General features: G+C 68.6%; 17 protein-coding genes and 1 pseudogene. 12 read left to right on the top strand and 6 right to left on the bottom strand.

Features of this window, described 5'->3' with window-relative positions; all coding sequences use genetic code 11:
* Positions 1-46: 46 nt before the first annotated feature.
* Positions 47-3,148 (bottom strand): serine/threonine-protein kinase, encoded by a 3,102-nt coding sequence (locus tag G4D86_RS01890; RefSeq protein ID WP_163988723.1) that lies wholly within the window; start codon positions 3,146-3,148, stop codon positions 47-49.
* A 555-nt stretch (positions 3,149-3,703) separates the two neighbouring features.
* Here G4D86_RS01890 and G4D86_RS01885 point away from each other — a divergent pair.
* The 4 genes and pseudogenes from G4D86_RS01885 to G4D86_RS01865 all read left to right on the top strand — a co-directional run bounded on the left by G4D86_RS01885 (position 3,704) and on the right by G4D86_RS01865 (position 8,422).
* Entirely contained in the window at positions 3,704-5,296 is a 1,593-nt protein-coding gene (locus tag G4D86_RS01885; protein WP_163988721.1) for a S8 family serine peptidase, read from the top strand.
* A gap of 351 nt (positions 5,297-5,647) precedes the next feature.
* The gene (locus G4D86_RS01880; protein ID WP_163988719.1) at positions 5,648-6,958 is read left to right on the top strand and encodes a TIR domain-containing protein; all 1,311 of its coding nucleotides are present in this window, start codon (positions 5,648-5,650) and stop codon (positions 6,956-6,958) included.
* Between the two features lie 539 nt (positions 6,959-7,497).
* Positions 7,498-7,798: pseudogene (locus G4D86_RS52525) on the top strand (IS3 family transposase); the annotation flags it as partial.
* Positions 7,799-8,002: 204 nt separating this feature from the next.
* Positions 8,003-8,422, top strand: a complete 420-nt coding sequence (locus tag G4D86_RS01865; protein ID WP_163988713.1) for a hypothetical protein — start codon at positions 8,003-8,005, stop codon at positions 8,420-8,422.
* Positions 8,423-8,446: 24 nt separating this feature from the next.
* Here the strand turns inward: G4D86_RS01865 and G4D86_RS53690 are convergent, their stop codons facing one another.
* On the bottom strand, positions 8,447-8,572 hold the full coding sequence (locus G4D86_RS53690) for a hypothetical protein (protein WP_275899089.1): 126 nt from the start codon (positions 8,570-8,572) through the stop codon (positions 8,447-8,449).
* A gap of 168 nt (positions 8,573-8,740) precedes the next feature.
* On the bottom strand, positions 8,741-11,605 hold the full coding sequence (locus tag G4D86_RS01860; RefSeq protein ID WP_163988711.1) for a type 1 periplasmic-binding domain-containing protein: 2,865 nt from the start codon (positions 11,603-11,605) through the stop codon (positions 8,741-8,743).
* A 303-nt stretch (positions 11,606-11,908) separates the two neighbouring features.
* Here G4D86_RS01860 and G4D86_RS01855 point away from each other — a divergent pair, with 303 nt between their 5' ends.
* Positions 11,909-12,628 carry a carbamoyltransferase C-terminal domain-containing protein gene (locus G4D86_RS01855; protein ID WP_163988709.1) on the top strand — a complete coding sequence of 240 codons (720 nt, stop codon included), beginning with the start codon at positions 11,909-11,911 and terminating at the stop codon, positions 12,626-12,628.
* 72 nt (positions 12,629-12,700) lie between these two features.
* Here G4D86_RS01855 and G4D86_RS01850 read toward each other — a convergent pair whose 3' ends face one another.
* Positions 12,701-16,303 carry an ABC transporter permease/M1 family aminopeptidase gene (locus tag G4D86_RS01850; RefSeq protein WP_163988707.1) on the bottom strand — a complete coding sequence of 1,201 codons (3,603 nt, stop codon included), beginning with the start codon at positions 16,301-16,303 and terminating at the stop codon, positions 12,701-12,703.
* Positions 16,304-16,311: 8 nt separating this feature from the next.
* Positions 16,312-17,190, bottom strand: coding sequence for an ABC transporter ATP-binding protein (locus G4D86_RS01845; protein WP_163988705.1), 879 nt, complete (start codon positions 17,188-17,190; stop codon positions 16,312-16,314).
* Between the two features lie 463 nt (positions 17,191-17,653).
* On the opposite strand from G4D86_RS01845, the gene G4D86_RS01840 reads away from it, so the two are divergent.
* Genes G4D86_RS01840 through G4D86_RS01815 form a run of 6 tightly spaced genes read left to right on the top strand, consistent with a single transcriptional unit; the run spans position 17,654 to position 23,401 of the window.
* Positions 17,654-18,703: a hypothetical protein gene (locus G4D86_RS01840; protein ID WP_163988703.1), complete on the top strand. Its 1,050-nt coding sequence runs from the start codon at positions 17,654-17,656 to the stop codon at positions 18,701-18,703.
* Complete coding sequence (locus G4D86_RS01835; RefSeq protein ID WP_163988701.1) at positions 18,685-19,959, top strand: condensation domain-containing protein; 1,275 nt, start codon at positions 18,685-18,687, stop codon at positions 19,957-19,959. Before G4D86_RS01840 ends, G4D86_RS01835 begins: the two co-directional genes overlap by 19 nt.
* Positions 19,956-20,567: a methyltransferase family protein gene (locus G4D86_RS01830; protein WP_163988699.1), complete on the top strand. Its 612-nt coding sequence runs from the start codon at positions 19,956-19,958 to the stop codon at positions 20,565-20,567. The genes G4D86_RS01835 and G4D86_RS01830 overlap by 4 nt, the downstream gene beginning before the upstream one ends.
* A 7-nt stretch (positions 20,568-20,574) precedes the next feature.
* Positions 20,575-21,555, top strand: coding sequence for a fatty acid desaturase family protein (locus G4D86_RS01825; protein ID WP_163988697.1), 981 nt, complete (start codon positions 20,575-20,577; stop codon positions 21,553-21,555).
* Positions 21,552-22,781 (top strand): CapA family protein, encoded by a 1,230-nt coding sequence (locus G4D86_RS01820; protein WP_163988694.1) that lies wholly within the window; start codon positions 21,552-21,554, stop codon positions 22,779-22,781. Before G4D86_RS01825 ends, G4D86_RS01820 begins: the two co-directional genes overlap by 4 nt.
* A 2-nt stretch (positions 22,782-22,783) precedes the next feature.
* A complete protein-coding gene (locus G4D86_RS01815) occupies positions 22,784-23,401 on the top strand; it encodes an iron-containing redox enzyme family protein (RefSeq protein ID WP_163988692.1) in 618 nt (205 codons plus the stop codon).
* Between the two features lie 206 nt (positions 23,402-23,607).
* Here G4D86_RS01815 and G4D86_RS01810 read toward each other — a convergent pair whose 3' ends face one another.
* Positions 23,608-24,957 (bottom strand): zinc metalloprotease, encoded by a 1,350-nt coding sequence (locus tag G4D86_RS01810; protein ID WP_163988690.1) that lies wholly within the window; start codon positions 24,955-24,957, stop codon positions 23,608-23,610.
* 835 nt (positions 24,958-25,792) lie between these two features.
* Between G4D86_RS01810 and G4D86_RS01805 the strand changes: the two genes are divergently transcribed.
* Complete coding sequence (locus G4D86_RS01805; RefSeq protein ID WP_163988688.1) at positions 25,793-26,089, top strand: hypothetical protein; 297 nt, start codon at positions 25,793-25,795, stop codon at positions 26,087-26,089.
* Positions 26,090-26,103 lie beyond the last annotated feature (14 nt).

Here is a 26,103-nt window from a genome sequence, read left to right as displayed (position 1 = left end):
CCGACGAGCCCGCCTACGCGGACGGGAGTGAGACACGGTGCCCCGCTCAGGAGGGGCCGTGCGCGGACAGCCAGACCTGCACCTCGCGCGCCCGGGGCGCGTAGGCGGGTGCGCCGCGTGCGTAGGCCTCGTGGGCCTCCCGCGCCAGGGCGAGCGCCCGGGGACGCTCCGCGCGCGACTGCCAGAGGACGCGGGCGAGCGCGAAGTGCGCGCGGGCCCGCTCGGGCGGAGCCAGCTCCACGCGCGCGGAGAGCGCCACCGCGCGCTCCAGCGGCTCGCGGGCCTCGCGCAACTGGCCGCCCTCCAGCAGTGCCTCGCCCAGCAGCCCGAGCGTCTGCGCCACCCGGGGGTGCTCCGCCCCGAGCGCCTGCTCGCGCACCTCCAGCGCCCGCCGCAGGTGGACGAGCGCCGGGCCCACCCTGCGCAGGCGCAGCTCCACGTGCCCCAGGTTGTACAGCGCGCTGGCCACCTTCGGGTGGCCGGGGCCGAGCGTGGTCTCCCACAGCGCGCGCGCCGCTTCGAAGTGGGCGCGCGCCTCCTCGAGGCGGCCCGCGTCCATCGCCACGAAGCCCAGGTTGTTGCGCGACAGGGCCACATCCGGGTGCTGGGGGCCGAGCTGTGCCACCTGGATGGCGAGCGCCTCGCGGTAGGCCGCCTCCGCCTGCGCGAGCTGGCCCAGGTCCGCTCGGGCATTGCCCAGGCTCAGCAGCACGTTGGCCATCCGCAGCTGCCCGCCGTTCCCTTCCTTGCGCAGGCTCGCCAGGGCGCGCTCGTAGTTGGGCAGCGCCTCCGCGAGCTGGCCCTGTCGCGAGAGCGCGTCGCCCAGGTTCACCCGGATCATGCTGGTGCTGGAGTGCTCTGCCCCGAGGAGGCGCTCGCCTAGCGCGAGGGCCTCGCCGTAGCGCGCCACCGCCTCGGCCACCTTCCCCTGGAGCCGCAGCGCGGTGGCCACGTTGTTGAGGTGCGCGGCGCGCAGCGGATGCTCGAGGCCGTACACCGCTTCCACCAGCGCGAGGGCGCGCGCATGGTGCCGCTCTGCCTCGGCGTAGCGCCCCAGTGCGTTGAGCGCCTGGCCCATGCCGATGAGCACGTCGGCGAGCGCCACGTCCCGCGGCCCGCGCGCCCGCTCCAGCAGCGCGAGGGACTTGCTGGCGTCGTCGAGCGCCCGTGCGTAGTCGCCCTGACGGTAGCGGAGGTTGCTGCGGACGCGGTGCAGCTCCGCGGCCACCTCCAGGGAGGCCTCGGGGCCCAGTCGCTCCAGGGCCGCCTCCGCCATGCGCGCGGTGCGCTCGGCCTCCTTCACCAGGCCCATGCCCTCGACTTCCGTGTAGAGGAGGCGGTTCCAAGCGTGGGCGGCCGTCTCGTCGTCGTGCCCGGCCTCCGCGACGCGCACCGCCTCCTCCAGCGCTTCGCGCGCCGGCGCGAAGCTCCCGGCCGTGCCCCGCAGCTCGCCCAGCAGCAGCAGGGCGCGCGCCAGCGTGGGCCGGTGTCCCAGTCCGCGAAGGGATGTCACCACGGCCTCGAGCGGGGGCAGGACGCGCGCATGGAATCCGGCTGCGCCCTGCACGCGCAGACCGTCCAGCTCCCGGCCCAGCGCCGCCAGTTGCTCACGCGCTTCCGCGGCCTGCGGCAGCGGTTCCACGCGGGCGAGCGCGTCGCGGTCCGCGCACGCGGCCAGGGAGGGGAGCTGCCGCGCGGCCTCGGGCGCCCGGGTGAGGGCCTCGCGCTCGCCTCCCTCCAGCAGCTCCACCAGGACGCGCAGCGCGCGGCGCCGGCCATCCAGGCACGCGGCGCGCAGGTCCATCAGTTGCTCGGACTGTGCCTGCCGCACGCGCGTGTCCTCGCAGGACTGACGCTCCTGGGCCACCAACGCCTGGGCATAGGCGTCCAACGCGCGCGCGGTGGACTCGAAGGCGTCTTCGGGCGCCGGCAGTGCGCCCTGATGGAAGCGCTGCTCCAGCCGGGCCCGGTGCGTCGCGTCCCAGGTACCCTCCAGTCGGGCCTCCAGACCGGTGCACACCTGCGCGGCGTCACCCCGTGCCAGTGCGAAGCCCACGGCGGTGCTGGCCGCCACGCCCGTGGCCAGTGCCACGGCCGCCAGGCGCCAGCGGCGCGCGCGCGTGCCGGACTCGAGCCGGGCCAGCAGTGCGTCCAGGGAAGGGTGGCGCGAGGCCGGCTCCACGGACAGGCCGCGCAGCACGGCGTCGCGCACGGTGCCGGGCACGCGCGAGCCACGGGGGGGCGGCGTGAGCCGTCCTTCGCGCAGGGCCTGGGCGCGCTCCGCCGCCGTGCCTCCCGCGAAGGGCCGCTGGCCGAAGAGGGCCTCGTACAGCGCGACGCAGAAGCTGAACTGGTCGCTGCGCGCGTCCGCACGCTGGCCTCGCCACTGCTCCGGGGACATGTACGCGGGCGTTCCCTGCCGCACGCCTGCGAGGGTGTCGCTTTCCCTTGGCGGGGACTCCGAGGTGGGCCCGTCGCCAGTTCCCGGCTCGGCGGGGGCGAGGCGTGCGAGGCCGAAGTCGGTGACGCGCACCTGTCCGTCGTCGCCCAGCAGCACGTTGTCCGGCTTGAAGTCGCGGTGCACCAGCCCCACGGCGTGCGCGGCCGCGAGCCCCTGGCCCGCATGGAGGAAGCGCGCGAGCACCTCACGCCATGGCCGCTGCGCCTCCGCCAGCCAGTGGCGCAGCGTCCTTCCTCGCACGAGCTCCATGGCGAGGAAGACGGTGTCCCCGTCCAGGCCCACGTCATGCACGATGACGACGTTGGGGTGGGAGAGCCGGGCCAGCGCCTGGGCCTCGCGCACCAGCCGCCCGCGAGCCTCCGCGTCCGCCACGGCCCCGGGCTTGAGCAGCTTGAGCGCCACCTCCCGGTCCAGGTCCGGGTCATACGCGGCGAAGACCACCCCCATGCCGCCCTCGCCCACGCGGCGCAGCAGCACGTAGCGCCCCACGTGCGCTCCAGCCTGCGGAGGAGCGCCCGGGGCGGGCGTAGCCAGGGAGTCCAGGGTCCCCTGTCCCTTGAGTCCCGCCACCACCGTGCAGCACACCGCGCACCCGTCCAGGTGTGCCTCCAACTGCGCCACTGCGCCCGCGGACAGGCGCCCCTGCTCCCACTCCAGAAGCTCGTTCTCGTCAGGACATGGGGTCATGGAAACAGCCCTAGGGCTGCATATCCCGGGAAACATACGTCATCGGAATACACGGCTGGGAAGAGGGGCGTTCGGGACACCCCTGGCCCAGGCGCAGCCAGGTGGCGGAGCCCGCAGGGTGGACCCCGGACCTCGGACCTCAATCACACGAGTGTTGGTGGGACGACGTTTCCCCGGTGTCGGCCCAGGGGAGCCGTGGCCCGTGGACGCGCGCGTTGTCGTGACGCGCGTCGAAGCGCGAGGCGCTGTCGCGGACCTGGGGTCCAGCTCGGGGTGGCACGCGAGGAAAAGAAGCCCTGTTGAAGTGGACCTGGTGGAGCGCTGCCATGTGTCTCGCTTTGGGTGGATTTACCTCGCGAGACGTGCAGTGGCCCTGGTTTCGCAATTCGTGCCCCCTGGGTGGAAAAGTCAGGCGGTACGAGAGCGCTACCGGATCGCGCACGAATTCTGTGCATCAGTTTGCGCCTCGTCGGCTCCGTGACCTGGGGATCCGCCCCGATGTCAGCACCCTGCCAGAAGAGGCAGGGCGCTCGGATGACCATCAGGAGCAATGACATGAAAAGACAATGTTCTGACGTGCCACACAGCCACTTGAAGTGGTGTTTGCTCACCGCCAGCCTCGCCGTCCTGCCTGCTTGCGGTAGCGAGTCTCCGACCGCCGAGTCTCGAGAGCCGGCCCCGGACACGGCCGTGCCCCAGGCCGCCGTCGCCGCGGGCAAGTTCCTGAAGTCCGCCGACGCCGTCCCCGGGCAATACATCGTCGTGCTGAAGGACGACAGGCTCGGCAACGCCAGTGTGCCCGAGGCCGCCCAGGCACTCGCTCTTCAGCACGGCGCCAGAGTCATCCGGACCTACTCGCACGCGCTGCGGGGCTTCGTGGCACAGACCCACGAGGCGGGAGCGCGCGCCCTCGCCGCCAGGTCCGAGGTGGACTACGTGGTGGAGGATGGCAAGGCCTCGCTGAGCGGGACGCAGACCGACGCCCCCTGGAGCCTGGACCGCATCGATGATGTCGAGCGGTTCTTTCCGCGGTGGGGCACCTACGGCTACTCGACGACCGGCATCGGTGTGCACGCGTACATCATCGACTCGGGCATCATGACGAGTCATCCGGACTTCGGTGGCCGGGCCACGGGGGACTTCACGGCCATCACTGATCAATACGGGATGGGCGACTGCAACGGGCATGGCACGCACGTGGCCGGCACGGTGGGGGGCCAGAAGTGGGGCGTGGCCAAGAACGTGCGCCTTCACTCCGTGCGCGTCGCCGGCTGCGATGAAATCACCCTGTACTCATACCTCATCGCGGGCGTGGACTGGGTGACGGCCAACCACATCAAGCCCGCGGTGGCAAATATCAGCGTGACTTCGCCCTCTTATGCGGCGCTGGACGATGCGGTCCGCAACTCCATCGCCGCGGGCGTCGTGTACGTCGTGGCCGCCGGAAACTCGAATCAAGATGCGTGCAACTACTCACCGGGCCGCGTCCCTGCAGTCATCACCGTCGGCGCAACCGATGACACGGACGCCCGAGCCTCCTTCTCAAACTTCGGCACCTGCGTGGATCTCTTCGCCCCGGGCATGTGGGTCGACTCCGCTGCGCTCGACGGCACTCATGTGTTCATGAGCGGCACGTCGCAGGCCGCTCCGCACGTGGCCGGCGTGGCGGCGCTGTACCTCGAGAGCAACCCGAGCGCTTCGCCCGCCACCGTGCACACGGCGGTCGTCTACAACGCCCCGGCTGGCAAGGTGACCAGCGCAGGCAGCGGCTCTCCCACCCGCATGGTCCACACCACGCCGCTCACCGCCTGCGGCAAGCTGAGCAGTGGCCAGGCACTCATCCCCGGACGGACGCTCTATTCCTGCGCTGGCAATGTCAGGGTCACCCACCAGACCGACGGGAACGTGGTGGTCTATGACCGGCTGGGTGCGATCTGGAATACACAGACGTGGAGCACGAGCACTTCGACCTTCATCATGCAGACGGACGGGAACCTCGTGCTGTACACGGGCACGGGCAGCCCGCTCTGGTATACGAGCACCGGAGGGAATCCCGGGGCCTATCTGGAGATGCGGGACGACTGCAACCTCGTCATGAACCGCGCGAATGGCACCCGGTTGTGGGAGTCCCACACCGCCTGCCGGTAGCATCGAGGGCGGCGATAGCCCGGGAGGCGGCGGCTTCGATTCCCGCCGCCTCCGCATTCAGAAGCCCAGCAATCTCAACGGGTTGCTGGGCTTTTTCTTTGCCCTCGTGTGATCATGGGCATTCAGTGTGTCCCTCTGGCGTCCCTATCCCGGAGCGGCGCGCGGCTGGGGGACAGGTCGATCCAACTCCTGCACCGCGCGCTTCCTCGCCTCGGGCGACAGGTGCGCGTACCTCATGGTCATTTCAAATCATATGCTGGTTGGCCTCCACACCGGCTCCGTCACGTTGTGGCATGATGGCTTCGTTGCTCGATGGGCGTAGAACGCGCTCGCACGCGATGGGGAGGAATCATGAATGACGCAATGGACGAGCGCCGACGGCAGCAGGCGCAGCACCAGCAGCAATGGCTGCAGTTCGCCCCCAAGCCGCCGGAGCGCGGCAGCAACACCTACGACGTCTTCATCAGCTACCGCTCTTCCGATCGCGCTTGGGCGATGGTGCTCTACGACGTGCTCAAGCTCGCGGGCTGGGAGCCTTTCCTCGACCAGTACGATCTCGTCCCTGGTGCCAACTTGGAGACTTCGCTCAGCGACTCGCTCGAGGCGAGTTCGTCGGGCGTTATTCTCTGGTCGCGCCGTACGAACGATTCGGAATGGTGCAAGCGTGAGCGGCAGTCAATGCGCACTCTCAAGGATACGTCCGGCACGTTCCACTATGTCTTTGCAAAGCTCGACGCGGCGGATCTTCCGCTGTTTGCGCGCAGCGATCTCTATGTCGATTTCGGCGACAGCCCGGAAGGACCGCGCGGAGTAAGTCTCCTGAGATTGATGTGCGGCATGCGCGGCATACCGCTCGATCCCGGTGCTGTGCGTCGTGCACAGGAAGTCGACGAGCATACGAGAAAAGCTCTGACCGCAATCCTCGGCGCAATCGAAGCCGGGAACGCAGCACGTCTGCTCGAGTTTAGCACATCCGCCCATCCGGGACTGCTCGCTTCCCCTGGGCCCGTGCTCGCCGCAGCGCAGGGACTGATTTCGATGAAGGAGTACGAGAACGCCCGTACCGTGCTCGAGCATGCCCGGGCCCATTTCCCTCAATCGATCCGCGTGGTCCAGCTCGAAGGACTCGCATTGCGCCGACTCAAACGCTACCAGGAGGCGATCGACGTACTCTCGGAGCTCAAGGCTGCCGGACATCAGGACCCTGAAACTCTCGGCATCCTCGCGGCGGCGTGGGACGGCCTGTATCAAGAATCGGGAAAAACCCTCCACCTCCGCAAATCGCGGGAGCTGTACCGCACTGCGTTCCAGAGCGATACCAAGAGCTACTACACCGGCATCAATGCGGCCGCCAAATCGCTCTTTCTCAACGAACTGGACGAGGCGGCGCGCCTTGCCGGCGAAGTGCTACCCTTGGTGAAGAGTGCGACAGACGGGCAGGACTTGTGGGCGGCTTGCACACTCGCGGAGGTTCACCTTCTGCAACGCAATGTCGCAGAGGCGGCTGCGCAATATCAGCGTGTCATTGATGCGCACCCCACCGCTGTTGGCGATCTCGACAGCACGCGCGGACAGGCTCAACGCATCTGCACTGCGCTCGGGCTCTCACACGACGACGCAAAAAAAGTGCTCGCGCCGTTCGAGTTATTGTCGGAGCAGTAGTACTACTTGGTTGGCTGTGTAGAGCCCCCGGAATGTGCTCGGCTTTTGCGGGTAGGATGACCCCTGCACAGATACGCAAGCGGGACTCGGAACTGCGCGAGTACATCGAGTCGATAGTGGCCGGCATGGGGCGGCAGAAACGACGCCGCGCTTTGGAGCAGTACCTGCTGGGGCTGCTGCTAGACGACGCTTGGTGGCAGCCGCGTTGAGTGCTCACCTCGCGCGGGAGGCACACGTGCAGACCTGGGACGAAGGTGTCTTCGACCTTGGGGACGGAACGATCGAGTCTCTCGTCGCTGCCACACGGCGGTTCGACTTCGCCGTGCTCGTGCTGACAGCCATCCGCAGCGTGCTGACCGCCTTCCCGTTTCTGGGCGAGGGGCACTGCAATGTATGGGCCCAGCTTCGCGCTCAGGACATACGCACCTCGAAGGCCCGTTGCCTGCGGCTGATGCGCGAGGCAGGGCTGCTGGCATCGGGCCGTGCCCGCCGGGTGCTGGGCCCGCGCAACCACGACGGCACCATTACCCCCTGCTCGGCACCACTCCGACAGGGGGAGTCAGTGAGGACTACCAGGCGCGGCTGACCGAGCGCGGCATCACCTGCTCGATGAGTCGCAAGGGCAACTGCTAGGACAACGCTGTGGTCGAGAGCTTCTTCAGCAGATTGAAGATGGAACTCGTCCACACGCGCAGCTTCCGGACGCGCGAGGAGGCGAAGCTCGCGCTGTTCGAGTACATGGAGGTGTTCTACAACCGCAGGCGCCTTCACTCCTCACTCGGCTATGTCAGCCCCGCCGAGTACGAGCGAGCGGCTGAGGTGCAGAGGCGGGCCGCGTAGCCAACCTGTCCACCGGAGCGGGCGACGCTCAGGACCGACTGAGCCCATCTTCGAGCACTCTCAAGATGATTCGGATTTCTCGCTTAGTCGTGATTCACGTTTACTTGGCGTGAAAGACAAGTATGATCACTTGTATCGCCGTGAGGATCTGTCGGAAGAGTGTGGACGATATTCATGAAGTCTCTCTCATGAGGAGAAACTGAAATGAAGGCTAAGACAATGCTGGCCGCTGTCGTGTTGGTATCAGCGCTCGCAGCGAGCCATTCGCGCGCGGATGACTCTTACGACTGCTCACTCAATGTCAGCCCGTCGTCCTATGTCTTGCGTGGCCAGTTCTTCAGCTATGACATCAATATTCCTTTTTATCCGAGTCCTGGCCCGTTTCCGCCGGGCTATCAGGGGGTCTACCAGCGGTTCACCGTTGTGTTCTACGGCCCCGATCTTCCATCGAGCGGTGAAACCTATCCTGGCACCTTCGGCTTTTGGAATTCAGAGCTGACTGGCTACCAGAATCCCCCGGCAGGCGGAGCTAGCGGGACCTACCTCCGCTATGCCACGTTTTATTACTACCCAAGCGGCTTCCCCTACTGCACGACCAACACGGTCGCGGTCGTACTGCAATGAGGAGATGAGCCACCCTGCTGGCGCTCAGGCGGACTGTCGGGTCCTGGGGTCTCCGCGTTGCTGGAGGTGGTCCGCGTAGACCGCGAGCGTATCCACGTCCCACGATGTCACCAGTGCGTGCTCCAGCTCGCCCCAGTCGCTCCCGTTCATGCGGCGACTCTCGCATGCGCATTGGCGGGATGGAGGCCATGTTGAGAGGTGGCGGTGCTGGAGCGGAGCCCATCCCGGACTGCCAGCACTGCCCTCCGACGACGGATGCCTTCCGACGGTGGCTGTCGGACCGTATCACCCGCTTCCTGCTCGCGAGCGGACCCGGGACTACTTCTCCGGGAAGTACGGCTCGCGAGAGACCACCCGGAAGCCCGGGAGCTTCATGATGTCCACGTCCGGCTTCAAGATGAGGTGCTCCATCGACCCGTACATGTCCTTGCGGATGTGTTCGGGGCGGATGCGGAACTCGACGACGACCATCTCGTCCGTGTCCAGGGGGCCGCGCTCGAGCCCTGGTGCCTGTCGCGCGTACTGCTTCGCGGCGGACATGTTGTTGACGACCACCATCTGCCCGTCCTTGTTCGCGACGGAGCCCTGGACCTCCGCCCCCTTGGGGATCCGGATGCCCCGCTGGACGACGACTTCCTCCGTACCGAACTTGTCGCGGAAGAGCTTCCTTATCATCGCCGGGTCCACGACCTGCTCGCCGTTGCCGGTGGGCGGCTGGCTCAGCGCCTTGCGCATGGCCCCTGGCAGGTCGATGGTTTCGTACTTGCTGCCCACCGGCAGCCGATCGAGCACCTCCAGCAGTTGCTTCGTGCGCTGAGGATCTTTGGCCGCCAGCGCGTTCATCAGCGGCCACGGGTCCTGGAATACCTTGCTGACGAGCTGGGGGTGTAGCAACTCCAGCCGCGCCCGGATGCGCGGGTCTCCCCCCACGTCGTCCACGGCCTTCAGGAGCTTGGCCTTGAGTTCCCCCGCGCTGATGGCGTCGTCCCGGAACTGCGCCCCCGCGGCGCGGATGTCCCTCACGGCGGTGTCGACGTCCCGGGTGGCCTGGGGCATGGACATCCCCTTGCGCTCCACGTCCATCAGGCGCTTGACCAGGTCGTCGCTGATGTTGGGAACGGCCTTCAGGTCCTTCTCCAGCTTCGCCAGGTCGCGCACGCGCGACGCCCGGAAGGCCTTGACCGCGTCGAAGATGGGGCCGGCGGCGAGCAGGTCGAAGCCCGCGCCCACGACGGCCAGCGCCACCCCGGCCAACGACGGATCCACCTCCTGCATCCCCGCGCCGTAGGCCGCGTCCTGGACCTTGTAGTCCTGGACCTCGCGCATGACCTGGACGCCGCCGATGCTCGCCGCGGCGATGAGGGGCAGCAGGGCGGTGCCTCCCGACAGCATGCCGGCCGCGAGCCCCAGCGCGGACAGGCCCGCGTCGACGAGGAACTTGTCGAACTTCAGCTCCGCGTCCCGGTCCTGGATGAGCATGTCCTGCACGGAGCCGGGCTGGATGTTCTGGACCTGCTTGGAGGTGCTCAGCAGCACGTCGAACCCGTAGATGAGGTCCGGGTTCGACGCGATGTTCGCGCGGGTGTCTTGGATGTTCTGCCGGCGCTCGGCCAGGTGCTCCTGGATGAGGGACTGGATGCGCTCGGGCGGGGCCTGGACCAGGTCGCGCAGCTTCAGCTTCTCGTCGCGGAGGATGGGGTGGTCCCGGGTGAGCTGCGCCGCCTCCTGCCGCGCCTTCGCGCGCCAGGACGCTGCTTCGTTGCGGAGCTCCTGTTGCTGCTGCCGCACCTGGGGCGGCTGCATGCTCGGGGAATCCGCTCCCAGCTGCAGGTTGGCCGACGAGCGCTCCGCTTCGACCGCCTTCGCCTCGTACTCGCGCGCCTTCGACAGCCGCTGGTAGAGGTCCTGGGTCACCGCGGGGTCGCGGTACTTGTTCTGCAGCTCGTAGAGGGCGTGGTCGGTCCGGCCCATCAGGTCCTTGGCCACCGACACCGTCTCCTTCTCGAAGGCCGACCGGTAGTCGCGGAGCAGGGTCTCGAACTCCGGGATGCCGGAGATGCCCTGCCGTTGGAGCTCGGCGGTGAGGTTGGCCTTCTTCGCATCGATTTCATTCAGGTGCCGCGTGAGCGAAGGGCCGTCTTCAGGCGAGACGGGATATTTCTCCAGGTTCCGGAGGGCCTTGAGCTCGGTGTAGAGGGCCCCCAGGCCGTCCAGCCTCTTGGACAGGCCCTGGAGCTTCTCCAGCTCCTGCAGCCGCTCCGTACGCTGGGCCAGGTACGTGTCGACGGACTTCTCCAGCGCGCCCCAGTCGGAGGTGGTGCCGGTGACCTTGCTCAGGTAGTCGGCCAGCTCCAAGGGCGAGAGCTTCGCCAGCGCCTGACCGGCACGCAGGGCGGCCGCGGCGTCCTTGGGGGCCGGAGCGCCTTCCTTGAAGAGGACCTCGCGGACATGCTCGGGCAGTTGCTGGAAGAGCTCCTTGAGGAGGAGGTCGCGCTGGATGGACTTGAGGTAGTCCCGGTCCTGGGGAGACGTCGGCCGGTAGGTGCCACGGGTCCGGGACTCGAACTCCTTCATGGCCTCGCCCTTGAGGCGCTTCTGGTCCCCCGGCGGCAGCCCGTTGAAGAGCGAGTCCGACTCCTTCGCATCCGCGTCGCTCATCGCCTGGAGCGTGTAATCGGTGAGGGGGACTTCGTAGAAGGGGGCGTTGCGGTCCGCCGCGGTGAGCGTGGGCTCCTTGCCCTTCCAGCTGAGCTGCCCGGTGTTCACCATGGCCTCGGCCTGCGCCCGGTCCACCTTGTGGTACTGCATGCCCAACTGGATGAGCAGCTCCCGGGGCGTGAGCTCCTGCCGCTGCTGCGGTGTCAGGTGGCCCAGCCGGATGCGGAAGGGAATGGTGACGCCGCCCCCGGTGGGCGGCGTCTTCACGGGGCCCAGGCCCACGGCCCGCATCGCCATGGAGGAGGGCTGGGACTCCATCAGCGGCACCGTGCGCTCTGCTCCCGTGAGGTCGGGGCCGCGCGGCTGGGGCTTGAAGCTGAAGCTGTCCTGCTCGAGGAGGGAGCGGGGCGTCCGCGACGACTGGGGGAGGGGGGCCGTCCCGGGACGGACGGGGACGGCCTCCGGCTGACGGGTCGTCATGACGCGGTTGGTGGTGGCCGCGCTGGTACTTTTTTGGATGCCCATGTCACTCCCCCTCGGAGCGGCTGCTAGCGGTGCTCTCCAGGGGGATGGGACGTGGGGAATTCTTTTGCATTTCGTGGGAGCAGTTCCCGGGCAGGGGCCTCCAGCCCTCGCCGCTGCTCACCCAGGACGCCTCCGGCCGGACGCCGGGCGTCGGACGGGACGCCTGCGTGAGGCGGGGCAGCCCCACGAGGGCGCGCACCCGCTCCGGCCTCTTCGTGCTCGTTACTGCACGCGCAGCGTGTACGAGCCGCCGTTGCGGCGGAGCTCCGCGTTCATGTCGTCGCGGAACCGGCGCAACCGAAGGTGAAGTTCCGCGAGGACTTCCGCCCCTTCGCCCCGTCCGTGCTGCGGGAGGACTGCTCCACCTACTTCGACTGCGACTACGACAGCCCGTACATGATCCTGGTGGCGCCGGTGCGCCCCGAGTGGCGCTCGCGCCTGCCCAGCGTGGTGCACCAGGACAACTCGGCCCGCATCCAGACAGTGACCGAGGACGTGTCCCCCGCGTACTACCGGCTGCTGAAGGACTTCAAGGCGGTCACTGGCATCTCCGTGCTGCTGAATACCTCCTTCAACCGCAAGGGCATGCCCATCGTCGAGACGCCCGCGGATGCAATCAAGTTCTTCCTCGGCTGCGCGCTGGATGCGCTGGTGCTGGAGGACCGCATCTTCTTCAAGACGGCGACGGAGGCGGCCGTGGACCTGTCCCTGGAAGCGCTGCTGCTCGAGCGGCTCAAGCCGGCCCTGGAGCGCAACGCCGAGGAGGCCCGGACGCTGGGCGGGGTGTACGAGCTGCGCCTGAGCGGCGTGCGGACCTTCACCCTGGACCTGTCGCGCGCGCAGCCCACCGTGTACGAGGGCCGTGCCACGCCGGATATCTCGCTCGCGCTCTCCGAGAGCGACTTCCAGCGGCTCTACAACGACCCGAGCGAGGCCATGGCGCTGTTCGGTGCGGGGAAGATCTCCGTCATCGGCGACCTGCAGCGCGCGCTCGTGCTGCTCCGCGTCTTCCAGATGTCCTGAGCGGCCGTCCTTCCGGCCGGCGCTTCTCCTCCAACCCTGGCTCCTTCCCCACGTGAGGGAGCCGGACCGGGTTCAGCCCGTCACCGGCCCGACATTGTCGCCGGAATTCCGGTCGATGTAGAGATTGTACGGGTCGATACCCGCGTGGGTCGGCTCCGTGTCCGTGACGAAGCGGAAGACCTGCTTTCCGCTGCGCACCTTCTGCCGCTCCATGCGGATCACGTCCTTCTTGTCGAAAGCGCCTCCACCCGGTTCCGAGGTGAAGAGGCCGATCTCGATGAGGTCACTGAGCGGCGCCTCCGTCTCCTCGCCCTGGCCGTTGGCGTAGAGCTTCTTCGCCTCGACCGGCACGGTGACGTCCCATTTTCCGTCCGCCCGCTTCACGGCCTTCGGGTGCTGCACCTTGAGGTCGTAGAGCGTGATCCGTTCGAACAAGTCCGTGATCAGCGCCTGGTCCTCTGGCGTCTGTGCCTCCTCGCGCAGAAAGGCAACCAGGTCGACGGAGCGGGGATAGGGTGCAACCGTGAAACGGTACCGGTCGACGTACCGCCGCAGCGCGCGATTCACCGCTTCCTCGCCCATCCGCTGCTGGAGCAGATACAGGGCGAGCGCGCCTTTACCGTAGGCGATGTGCTTCTGGTCGAGCTCGACGCTGACGAGCGGCTCCTCCGCGAGCACCTGGGTACGACGGCCGCTCAGATAACGATCGAGCTGAAACTGCAGGAAACGGCGGATCTTGTCCTCGCCCTGAATCCTCTTCATCACCATCAGCGCGGAATATTGAGCAAGCGTTTCGTACAACAGCCCGGCGCCCTGCATCCGGGCGCCCAGCACCTGATGCCCCCACCATTGGTGCGCAAGCTCGTGGGCGGTGAGCATGCTGACCATGTCGAACGCTTCCGGATCCCGGAGGTCCATGGCGAAGCTGCCCGTTTCGGAAACAGGGATGGTGTGCGCAAAGGCCTGGCCGCCTTGCCGGTAGACGGGAGTCTCGATGATCCGTGCCTGGTCGAACTGATAGGGACCGAAGGCCTGGCTGTAATAATCGATGGAGGTCCGCATCGCCGTCATCATGCGGTCGACATTCCAGTGATGCGCGGGGTGGAAGTAGACCGAGTGTTCGACACCCGCGTGAGTCTGCCTTCTGACGGCATAGCGGCCCGACAGGATTGAAAAGAAATTCTTGATGGGCGTGTCGGACACGAACCGCGCGATCCGACGGCCGTCTTGCACCTGCTCGGACACCCTCTTGCCGGGGGCGATCGGGATCTGATCAGCGGGGGTCGAGATGGTGATATCCGCGGTGGTCCAGCTGGCGTCGCCGCCAGGTATGACTTTCGTGGCCGCCAGATCGTCCAGCCGCGGGAGCGGCTGCCGTTCCGGAAGACCGTATTGGCGGCGCGCGGCCGGCTCTTCAATCAGTCCGACATCGCTCATGCCGATGCGCGGCGTCAGCTCGAGGCTGTCGAGATCGGTACCGTTCGGTGCGATTCCCGTCTCGGTGCCGGAGGCCCGGAAACCGACCTGCTCCCGGCGGGTTCGGAAGGCGAACGAGCGTGCTTCCCCCGGCTGCATCGGCGCATCAAGACGATAGATGCGGTAGCCGAACTCCTCGTCATTCCGTTCCAGCCGCGCCGCCGGAAAATCGATGTCGACGAGGTCGAGATCGAGATTCATGAGGCGCACGTGGACCGATTCGATCGGCGACTCCGTCTCGTTGACGAGCCGGTAGCCGCCACGCACCTCCGCGCGGACCTCCTCGGGATAGAGCGCTACGTCGAGCTCGACATGCCTGACCACCGGTTGTGGCAAGGGTGCGTAGCGGAAGAAACGCTTTTCATATTCGGCGAGGTACCGCTGCGAATCCCCGGTGCGAAAGTCGTTCCGGATGAGCGTATTGTAGACAATCCAGGATCCACTCAGCACGAAGAGGGCAGTCGCCGCGATGGTCACCCGTCCGGTCCTGCCGGTCCATCGCGCGGGAATCTGACGCAGCCGCGGCTTCAAGCGCTGTTCGGTGCCGCGCGGCCAGAGCAGGTGCACAGCGACCAGAAGCAGCGCCGCCGTCGCAGCCCAGAACAGCCGGAACCACCAGGCCGCCGTCCAGAAGTTGCCGGTGCCGGTCATGTCGGACAGAGGCACGGCGGGGACGTTGCCATAGAGGAAGAGGGGATGCTCGAGTCCCAGTGTGGGCCCGAAAAACAGAAGGATGATGTAGAGAACCATCACGCCCCAGCCGGCATATTTGCTGGGGCTGAGCGCCTGGACGAAAACCGCGAGCACCGCGATCAGAACGACGTCCACTCCACCCGGAAGGAGATACCAGAGCAGATATTGGCCGGGCGCGAGCTCCACGCCGCCCTTCAGCAGCTGCACGAGGATGCCGACCGCCATGCCGACGAGCAGCGTCGTGAACAGGACCAGCGCCAGGCCGAGCATCTTCGGGAGCATCAAGGCCCATGCCGGAAGCGGCGTCGCATCGATGAGCTCGTGTATCTTCCGTTCGCGCTCGCGCCACACGAGCTCGCCGCCGTAATAGGTGGCGATGATGATCAGGAGCGTGTCGAAGCTTGCCTTGATGATCGGCACGGAGACCGAGGTGAGCGGATGGAGCGCCACGCCCATCCAACCCGAAGCGGTCCACAGACTCGGAAGCGTGAAGGCGAAGGCAATGGTGAGAAGAATCAGGAAGACGGGGCTCTTGAAGATGTAGCGCGCTTCCATCGCGGCGCGGGCGACGAACTGCGCAAGAGCGGTGCGGCTGTCAAAGCGCGGTTCCGCCAGCCGGGTGAATTGCGTGACTGGACCGGCCGCGGAAGAAGGCGCTTCCATTGCCCCCTGTCGCCGGAGCTTGCGCTGCTGTCGCCGCGACACACCCCGATCTGAAAACCGGAATCGGTGATGGGCCAGCGCCAGAAGGGCGATCGACACTCCGACCCAGAGCAGCCTGCTCAGCAGCATCAGGTCCGTCACGGGGACCCGGCCGGCGTTGAGCTCGGCCGCCGTGAAATAGCGCGAGCTCGCCATATAGGCGGACATTCCCAAAGGATCGGCAAGCACACGGAAATTGAGGAGCTGTGGCTGGTCCTCCATCAGCCTCTGCGAGAAGAGGTAGAGGAAGAGGAGGCCGACCACCCCGATGAAGGTCCCAGCGGTCGAGCGCGTTGCGGTGGCGAGCGCAAAAAGAATCGCCGAAATGATGAGCGCGTTCGGCAGCGCGAACAGGCCATAGCCATAAGCCCAAGCGGAGAGACGGTTGGGCCCGAGCATCTCCTGATTGGCGAAAGGCATCAGCGTGCCGAGCCATGAGCCGAGTGTAACGGTCGCTACGACCAGTGCACCGACAGCGAACGCGCCGAGAAAGCGGCCAAACAGATAATCGAATTTCGCGATCCGGGTGGAGCGGACGATGGGGCCGAACCCGGTCTGATCGTCGCGCACGATGACGTTTGACACAAAGGCGGCGCCTACGAACAGGAAGACGAGCGACACGACGAGGTGAGACACGATGATGGAGTGCGGGCTGTTGAACAGGACATTCCCGCCCCCAGGGGTCACGAGCTTTACCACCGCCATGTCGCCGAAAGCGGCCAGGAAGCAGAGGGCCGCGACCGCTCTGAAAAGGGGGCTGTTGACCTGGTAGCGGAATTCGAAGGCGGCGATCTGGCCGAGCATGTCGTCCCTCAGGCTGCGCGGCGGGAGGGGGCGAGGGTGGCGAAGTAGACGTCCTCCAGGTCTCCCTCGACGGCGGTGAAGCCGTTGCCCGGGTCCATATCGGAAAGGACGTGAACCACCGTTCGCCCGGCGAACAGCCGCGTCGAGATGACCTCGTACTGCGCCTTGTGCCGCTCGAGGTCAGCTCGCTCGAGCGCCTTCATCCAGATTCGGCCGCGGCTGCCTTGGATGAGCTCGAGCGGCGCGCCTTCCAGCTGTATCCGGCCGCCGGCCAGCACCGCCATGCGCGGGCAGAGGTCGGCGACGTCCTCGACGATGTGCGTGGACAGGAGCACCACTACATTCTCGCCAATCTCGGCCAGCAGATTGAGGAAGCGGTTGCGCTCTTCGGGGTCGAGGCCGGCGGTGGGTTCATCGACGATGATCAGCTCGGGATTGCCGATCAGCGCCTGGGCGATGCCGAAGCGCTGCCGCATGCCACCGGAAAAGCCGGCCAGTGCCTTCTTGCGCACCGACCAGAGGTTGACCTGGTTCAGCAGGCTTTCGACCGTCGCCTTCCTGTCGGATGCCGAGGAGATGCCTTTCAGCACCGCCATGTGGTCGAGCATGTCGTAGGCCGAGACCCGGGGATACACACCGAAATCCTGGGGGAGATAGCCGAGCGTGCGCCGCAATTTCTCGGGCTCGGCAATCACGTCGATGTCGCCGAAGCGGATGCTGCCCCCAGTCGGGGCCTGGAGCGTTGCGAGGGTCCGCATCAACGTCGATTTGCCGGCGCCGTTCGGCCCCAACAGGCCGTACATGCCGCGTGGAATGCTCAAGGAAACACCGTCGAGCGCGCGCGTGCCGTTGCCATAGACATGGCTGACGTTGTTCAGTTCGAGCATCGAATCACCAAGGTGTGGGCCCTATTGATGTGTCATTGCTGTTCGCTGCCCTACGAACGGGGCCGGAGGTGATTGCGTTGTCCCAGGGCTCCGCCGGAACCGGCGATCAGGCGCTCTTGCGGAACGCATGGGGCGAAGGGGAGGGGGTCGGGCACTCCTCCTCTAGCCCCGGCTCCGCCCCCGCTTGAGGGAGGCAGGTGCACTGGGAGCGCGCGGGCGTCGTCTGCAAGGAGTGCCGTTCCGTGGTGGTGCGTACGCTCTCCGCGCACTCGCGTGACGCCGGGCCCCACTGAGGGCGCCGGGGATGCACGGCCGGGCAGGCGCTTGCCGCCTGTGCAGCCGAGCACTCCACCTCGTGCAGCGGGCTGCACACCCGGTGGGGGCGCGGGGCGGCGGCCGGGCCCATCCCCGCGGAAGGAGGGAGGCTTCCCGGCTGGCCCTGTTGGTGCATTGCTGACGCTCCATGTGCAGTGAATGCGCCGCCACCCCTTTTGACGGCCTTCGCGCCGCCCAGCCCAGCGAGCACACCCGCTGGCTGGCGGAGCCCGATGAGCCCGCGCTGCGCGAGCTGCTCCACGCGCGCTACGCCGGGAGCTACTCCTACCGCTTCCTCCATGAGCCTGGAGGGGCCTTGCGGCTCTGGAGGGCCGGCGCGCTGCTCAGCCTGGGGGAGTTCGACGTCCAGGGCACGCTCCTCTGGCACACGGGGCTGTGGTGCAAGCCGGGGCGGGACTCCCTGGACTCGGGGCTCTCCATGGCCCTGCCTGGCCGGCGCACCTCCATGGACCGCTCCGAGCACGAGCGGCTGTGGAGCCACCTCCTGGAGCTGCTCGAGGCGCGCGTGGGCTTCCTGCACCAGCAGACGTCCACGCTGCACCTCATGGCGCAGCGCTACGCGTCGCGCTTCATGCGGGCCGTGCCGGTGGGCCTCATCGTCGACTACACCGAGGGGGAGACGCTGGTGGGGGTGGAGGGCTCGGGCCTGCCGATGCAGGCGCTGGCGATGACGACGGTGCTCGCGCCGCTGCCTCCGCGCCGGCGCTTCCTGCCCGCGGGGCCGTGGGGGGAGTGGCTCGCGTCCATCCTCGCCGCCTCGGGCCTGCCGGGGACGGTGGAGCTGACGCCGCTGGAGCGCCGCCCTCGCGCCGGGGGCCTCGTGCTGCGCCCGCTCGACTGGAACGAGTCCCTGCGGCTCGAACGGCGGGAGCTGGTGGGGCCTGCCGGGGAAGGGCAGGGGGCCACGGCGCTCCCGTCCTCGCGGGCGCGCGTGGACCTCGTCCACCTGTCCATGGGCGAGCCCCAGCGGGTGGCCGAGGCCACGCCCGTGCTCCTCGCGGCGGGCTACCTGCCGACGGGCCTCCGCCCGCGCCTGGACGCGCCCGACGACATCGTCTTCCAGCACCTGCCGGCGCCGGAGCGGGCGCGCGAGGCGGTGGGGCGGGCGCGGCTGGACGGCGAGGCGGCCCGCGCCCTGTGGAGCGGATGGGTGGAGCGATGCGCGCGAACTTCGTAGACACGCTCCTCGCGCGGCTGGACGGCGAGGTGGCCACCATCTGGGCCACGGTGCTGCTGCGCATCGACGCGCGGCCCGACGTGGCGCGGCTGCGCGGGGCCTTGCGCGCCCTGGTGCGCGAGAGCGAGCGCCTCAACGTGGCCTGGGACGACGCGCGCGGTGCGTGGGTGCCCGCACCGCGCACGGACGAGGCGGTGGACGCGGCCCTGCTGGAAGGCGCCGAGCCGCTGGACGAGCCCGAGGCGGTGACGCGGGTCATCAACACCCGGGTGGACCTCGCGAGCGACGTGCCGCTGCGGCTGCACCTCCACCCCCTGGCCGATGGCGCGCCGGGCCCGTGGCTGCTCGCCATCCAGCTCCACCACGCGATTGGGGACGCCAAGGCGCTCGCCCACCTGCTGGAGCGGCTCTGGCTGCACTGCGCGGGGCGCGCGTCGGAGTCGCCCCCGCTGGGCCCCTCGACGCTGACGGATGGCAAGGTGCTGCTCGCGGCGCTGCGCGGGCCGGGCCGGGTGCTGGGCCTCGCGAGCCCCCGCCGCCGGCTCCTCGCGCAGCGGGGCCTGGGCCTGCGCCGCAGTGGAGACACCGCGGGCCGCTCGTTGATGGCGACGGCGCGCCTGACACTCCCGGCGGGCCGCACGGACGTCCAGGCCTCGGAGGTCTTCTTCGCCGCGCTGCTGGCGGGCGTCGCGCTGCGCGAGCCCACGAAGGACGGGCTCATCCGCCTGCGGGTGCCGGTGGACCTGCGGCGCATGCTGGGGCTGGGGCGGATGCTGGGCAACGGCTGCTCGACGGTGCCGCTGGAGCTTCCCCTGCGGGAGGTCCGCGCCCGGCTGGAGGACGCGCCCGCCCTGGCGGCGCTGGTGCGCGAGGCGCTGCGGCGCGTGCTCGACGAGGGCGTGCACTGGACGACGGCGCTGGAGTGCATGGCGGTGGCGCGGCTCGCCCCGGGGCCCGTGCTGCGGCGCAACGCGCGCCCCGGGCTGGTGGCCGAGCCCCGCACCAACACGCTGGTGGCGACCTACCTGGGGCGGCTCGACAAGCACTTCGTGGACGCGCCCTTCCGCATCCACTCCATGCGCAGCCACACGGCCACCTGGGGCGCGACGGGCCTGGGCTTTGGCGACACGCTCAACATCAACACTGCGACGTTCGAGGGACTGTGGACCCGGGGCGAGCTGCGCGACTTCACCGAGCAGCTTGCGGGCTGGGCGTCCTCGGGCTTCGGGCTTCCGGCGGAGGTGGTGGGACCATGAAGGGGCTTCGCGACGCGCCCGCGCTCTACCTGGGCTTCATCTCGCTGCACCTGCTGCTGGGGCACCTGGGCTCCAGCCTCGTCTACCGCCTGCGCTTCGGCCGCAGCCCGCTGGCCTACCGGAGCACCGGGGCCGACTCCGCCCACACGCGCCTCACGCGGCGCATCAGCGGCGCCTCGCTGGTGTGGGCTGGCTCGGTGGTGGCGGCGGCGCTCTGGCCGCGCTGGTCCGAGCTGCCCTGGGGCCGGCCCCTGCTGGCCCTTCCGCCGGAGGTGGGCTGGGCGCTGGGCGTGCTCGGGCTGGTGGGCATGCTGGCGGCGCAGTACGGCATGGGCGCGACGTTCCGCATCGGCGTGGACGCGGGGGAGGCCCCGCCCGTGCTGCACGAGAGAGGACTCCACCGCTACTCGCGCAACCCCATCTACGTCTTCTCCTACCTGTACCTCGTGGGCGCCTCGCTCTGGGCTCCGTCGCTGGTGACGCTCGGGGCGTGCGCGGGGCTGGGGGGGCTGTTCCACGGGCTGGTGCTCCAGGAGGAGCGCTACCTCTCCGCCCGCCTCGGCGAGGCCTACGCGCGCTACCGCCAGCGCGTCCCCCGCTACCTCTAAAGGCCCCATGCAGCCCGCCCTCGCCCCCGTCTGCGCTTCACCCGCTGCCCCCGCCGGGCCGGGCCCCTCCCGCGACGAGCTGGTGGAGCTGCTGCGCATCCGCCCCGCGCGGGCTCTGGGCATGGCGGTCCTCCACCTGGGCGTGTGGGGGCTGGCCGGCGTGGGGCTCGCGCACGTCAGCGGCTTCTGGCTGAAGCTGCCCCTGTGGCTGCTGGCGGCCCAGGGCGTCATGGGGCTCATCCAGCTCGACCACGACGCGTGGCACGACACCCTCTTCCCGAGGCCCTGGCAGAACCGCCTCTTCGGCAACGGGCTCAGCCTGCTCGTGGGCATCGCCTACGAGCCGATGCGGCACGACCACCTCGCGCACCACCGCTGGAACCGCACCGAGAAGGACCCTGACGCCTACAACGCGGGCCGCCGCTCGCCCGGGCTGTGGGCACTCTTCTACGCCACCGTGCTGCTGGGCCTGCCGCTCAGCCTCGTCTACTTCAACGTCCTCTACCCGGTGCAGCACTTCGACGCCGCCCGCCTGCGCCGCCATGCGCGGGTGCTGCTCGGCTACGGGGCCTTCTACGCGCTGCTCTTCTGGCTCCTGGCGGGCCACGGGCTGCTCGGGGGCGCGGTGGAGTGCTGGCTGCTGCCGGTGCTCTTCGCCAGCCCCCTCAACGGGCTCAAGTCCATCTCCGACCACCACGCCAACGTCTGGCGCGGCGACCGCTTCCACACCGCGACGACGGTGCGCAGCACCCGGCTCGTCACCTTCCTGTGGAACGGCCTCAACCACCACCTGGACCACCACCTCTACCCGCGGGTGCCCGGCTACAACCTCGCGCGGCTGCACGCGCGCCTGCGCCCCGAGCTGCTCGCGCGCGGGGCCCCCGTCTTCGACAGCTACCTCCACGTCATGTGGCGGGCCCTCCTGGCCGGCCCCATGGTGGTGGAGGAGGACGTGCGACTCGTCACCCTGGAGCGAAAGCGCCCATGAACGCCCTGCGCCGGCTGTACGCGGACATCCGCTACGAGGACGGCCGCTGGCCGCTGTACCGGTGGGACCTCAACCTGCGCTACATCACCAAGAGCCTCCTGCACCTGCCGGAGCCGCGCTCGGCCGAAACCGGGGAGCACTTCGCGCGAGTCGCCCGGCACCTCGCCTCGGGGAGCTGGCGGCACGCGGGCGCGCCGGAGCTCCGGCTGAGCGCCGTGGGCGACATGATGTGGATTCGCAGCGGCTTCCACCGCGCCCTGTCTCCCGGCGTCCGGGAGGTGATGGCGGGGGACGCGGTGGCCTTCGCCAACCTGGAGACGCCGGTGGACCCGGCGCGGCCCGTGCCCCGGCTCGTCTACGAGACGCTCCACTACAACGCCCCACCGGACTACCTCGCGGCCTGGGAGGGCACGGCGCGCCACCGCGTCTTCTCCCTCTGCAACAACCACGCGCTCGACCAGGGCGCCGAAGGGCTGGAGCGGACCCGGGGGACGGTGCTGGCCTCCTCCCAGCACCGCTGCGTGGGAGGCCCCCGGCCGGAGGACGCGGTGGCCGCCCTGGAGGTGGACGGGGTGCGGATGGGCATCGCCGCCGTGACGTATGACATCAACCACCTCGTGGGGGCGCCGCCCGCCGGGGTGCCGGTGACGCGGCTGGGCAGCCCCCTCCACGCGCCGGACTGGGATCGGCTGGGCGCGCTCATCGACGCCGCTCGCGCGGTGGGGCCGGACCTGGTGGTGCTGATGCCGCACTGGGGCTTCGAGTACGAGTACTGGCCCGAGGCCCTCCAGCGCGAGCACGCCTGGCGGCTCATCGAGCGCGGGGCGGACCTCCTCCTGGGCTCCTCGCCGCATGTCCTCCAGCCGGTGGAGTGGGTGTCCATCGACGGCGCGGACGCCACATGCCCCACGCAGGTGCGCCGGGGCGGGCCCGCGCGGATGGGGCTCATCGCGTACTCGCTGGGCAACTTCCTGAGCATCATGCCCACGCTGGCGTGCCAGACGGGGGCCGTGCTGAAGCTCGCGCTCGCCCGGGACGCGCGGGGCGTGCTCCAGCCGGTGGATTTGCGCGCGGTGCCCACCGCCTGTGGACGGGGACTCGGTGGGGAGGGGTTGCTCGACGCGGGCGTGGTGCGCCTGGACGAGCTGCCCCCCCAGCGGGCGGCGCCGCACCTCGCGCATGCTCGGCGGACGTTGGGCGCGCTGCTTTCGGACCGGAGGGACTGAGGATGTCGTCGATTGAGGAGCAGTTGGAGGCGCTCACCGTCGGGATGGCGCGGCAGGTCGCCAGCTGGCTGCCGGCGGTGACGCCAGAGCGCTACGTGGCGTTCCTCGACATGATGTACCACTACACGCGGCGCAGCGGAGACCGGCTGCGGCTCGCGGCCGAGCGCGCCACGCTCCCCGAGCTGAAGGCCTTCTTCGCGGAGCTGGCGGGGGACGAGCAGTCGCACTACCTGCTGGCCCAGGCGGACCTCGCGGCCTTCGGGCGCGAGCCCTCGTCCGACACGCCTCGCGAGGTGGCCGACTTCCACGCCTTCTGGGAGGGAATCGGGCCGGAGCGGCAGCTCGCCTTCCTGGGCGCGCTGCGCGTGCTGGAGGGCGTGGCGCGGCACCTGGGAGGCGAGGCCCGCCAGGGGCTGGGGCGGCTCGGGCTGGAGCGGACGAAGGCGCGCTTCATCCTCGTCCACCTCGACGTGGACCTGGAGCACGGCGCGCGGGCCCAGGCGCTCTGCGCAGCGCTGGGGGCCGGGCACCCGGAGCCGCTGCTCGAAGGGGCCCGGCGGGCCGCCGACTTCTGGGTGGCCATCCACCGCGCGGCGCTGGCCGGCGAGGCGCGGCCCTGAGCGGGTGCCTCAACGCACGGAGAGGACGCGGCGCTGCGTGACCAGGATTGCGCGTCAGGAGGGGCCGCCCAGCGGCAAGGAAGTGAAGCCATGACAAAGGCACTCGCGCTCGATGCAGCGTGTGAAGCGGCGGGCATGAAAGCGCCCGGCTCGTGCATGTGAGCCGGGCGGATTCGCGAACTAGTGAACGAGCTCGAATTGCTATTTCAGGGGTTGCCGCTCACCGCGAACACACAGCTCGAGAACGCGGTGGAGCAATTGTTGACCACCTTGAGCTCCGCTCCGTGCGACGGGCCACCGTACGCGTTCATGACAGCTGCAGGCAGCTCACTCACCACCATGCCCTTGGTGAGCGTGAAGGTGCAGCGGGCGGTACCGACACTGCAGTCGTTGGTCAACTTGAGTGGGCTGACGCCCGTACCGGTGCTCTCGACGTTTACGAAGAGCGACGGTGCGGCCCGGTTGGAGATCAGTCCGCGTGAGATGGACCACGTGCAGTCGGGGTGCCCCGAAGTGCAGTTGTTCACCAGCTTCAGCAATGCATTCTGCGCAGCGCCACCGTAGGCGTTCATCATCAGGCCTTCGTCAGCGCTGCTGCGAATCGGAATGTCGCGGTACGTGAACGTGCAATCGGTGGAAGCTGACGTGCAGTTGTTCACCAACTTGAGCGGGGCGCCATGAACAGCTCCGCCATACGCATTGATCGCGAGACTCGGGTTGGTGTCGCTCACGAACAGGCCGTCCTTCAACGTCCAGGTGCAGTCCGTGTTCGTGGGCGAGCAGTTGTTCACCAGGCGAACGTCGCCGAGGTGTGAAGCGCCGCCGTATGCGTTGATCGCCAGGCCCGGGTTCGTGTCGCTCAGAAGCATGCCGTTGCGGTAGGTCCACGTGCAGTCCGTGTTCGTGGCGGTGCAGTTGTTGACCAACTTGAGCTGGCCGAGATGCGAAGCGCCTCCGTAGGCGTTCACGGCGAGACCGGAGTTCGTATCACTCAGAATCATGCCGCCGCGCTTTCCACCGTAGGCAACAACGACTCCGTAGATGTCGCGCTGGCTCAGTCGGCCCGAGTTGTTTCCGCCGCTGTTGCAGTAGTGCATGACGGACTCAGGGTCGTAGCTGGAGAAGTTGTTGCCAGTGATGGAGCCGGCGGGGTTGCAGACAGGATGGCTGGTCGACGTGTTGTCGCCACGGTCCTGCTCGTGCCCGAAGCCGAGCACGTGACCGAACTCATGCACCGCGAGGTACTCCGTGCGTGACACGCTCCCGCTGAGCGGCAGCGCGATGTGGGTACTGCGTGCCGAGAGATTCGGCGTGGGGTTCATCAGCGCAGCCATTCCCACTTGGCTGCTGCCACCGCCGCCCTGATCACTGCCGAGCTCGACGAGCACCCTGACGAATTGCTGGGAACCGGTGGAGGGGCAGATGCCGCTCCAGTTGAAGCGCACGTTTCCGTGACGCTCCCACGTGTTGCGAACTGCATTCACGATGATCGCCTTACTCGCGTCATTTCCGACGGTAACCCAGCACACCGGAATTTGAGCGCCGGGCGACCACATGGTGACTCCCGTCTGTGAGTACAGCGCCTCCTCCTGCTGTGCGCGCGCAACCTCTTCCTCAGGCTCAGCACCCTCTGGAACGTTACATCCGAAAAAGACACTCACGACCAACGCCGCCGACATAGGCCTCAACATTGAACACTCCTTATTGGTTGAAACGTATACGTATAGGACGGATAGGAGCCCTGTTGAGGGCGGCGGGAGGGTGAAGAGGACCGTCTCCTCCGTCCCCGGCGGCGCCTCGGCCGCCGTCTGCTTCTCCATCGTCAGTCCCGTCGGTGGACCCGCCGCCGCACGCGGCAAGCGCCGCGAGCGCGACCAGGAGGAGTGCACGGCAGGGGCGGGGCGAGGCGCGAGGTATGGAGACTCCGGTGGAGAGGAACAGCGAGGCCGACTATTCCCCTGGCCCGCGGCACGGGGGAGGTGCACTCGCGACAAGTCGGCTGGGCCACCCCTCGTTCGTCCCCAGGTGCTCCTGACGTCACTGGTGGACGCGGAGCGCTACCCGGCCGAAGAGGTGGTGGCGCTGTAGGCGCGGGGGTGCGGCGCAGCTACGACATGCTCAAGACGGACCCGGGCAAGGTGCTGCTCGCCAGCCGCCTGGCCGGAGCGCTCGTCTCGCTCAAGGGTAGGAAGCTGGGCCGCCGCCTGCGTCAGCGTCTGCTCGTGCCGCTGCTGCTGCGGGCCCTGGACCTCGTCGAGGAGAACGACGTCCGCCAGTCGCTCGACTCCCGGGAGCAGGTGGACGAGGGCGTCATCAACTACCTGAAGGGGCCGCTCGCGACGGAGGTGGCCCGGGGGAGACGAAGCGGCCGCGGGCCCGCTGAAGGCGCACGTGCGCTCCCTGGTGGACCGGCCGGAAGGCCCCTGGCGCGCGGCGGCCTCTGCTTGTGGCAATGCCATCCTCCGGCGCCGTGCCGAGCTGTCCGCGAAGCTGATGCACGAAGTGCGAGAGCTCCCGCTGGCGGAGCGGCTCGCCCTGGGGTCCGAGTACCTCTACAAGCTCTTCCTCAAGCGCGAGCGCCGGGGCCGGCACCAGCTGAAGCTGCACCTGCTCACGCAGGGGAAGCAGGGGCCGATGCGGCCACTTCCCGCCTCGGGCACGCAGCCGGACGCGACGTCCCCTCACTGACGCGGACCAGGGCA

This window comes from Pyxidicoccus caerfyrddinensis (genome assembly GCF_010894405.1).
GTDB classification, from domain to species: Bacteria; Myxococcota; Myxococcia; order Myxococcales; family Myxococcaceae; genus Myxococcus; species Myxococcus caerfyrddinensis.
Note: the sequence above shows the minus strand (reverse complement) of the source record. Positions and strands in the feature narration are given on the sequence as shown.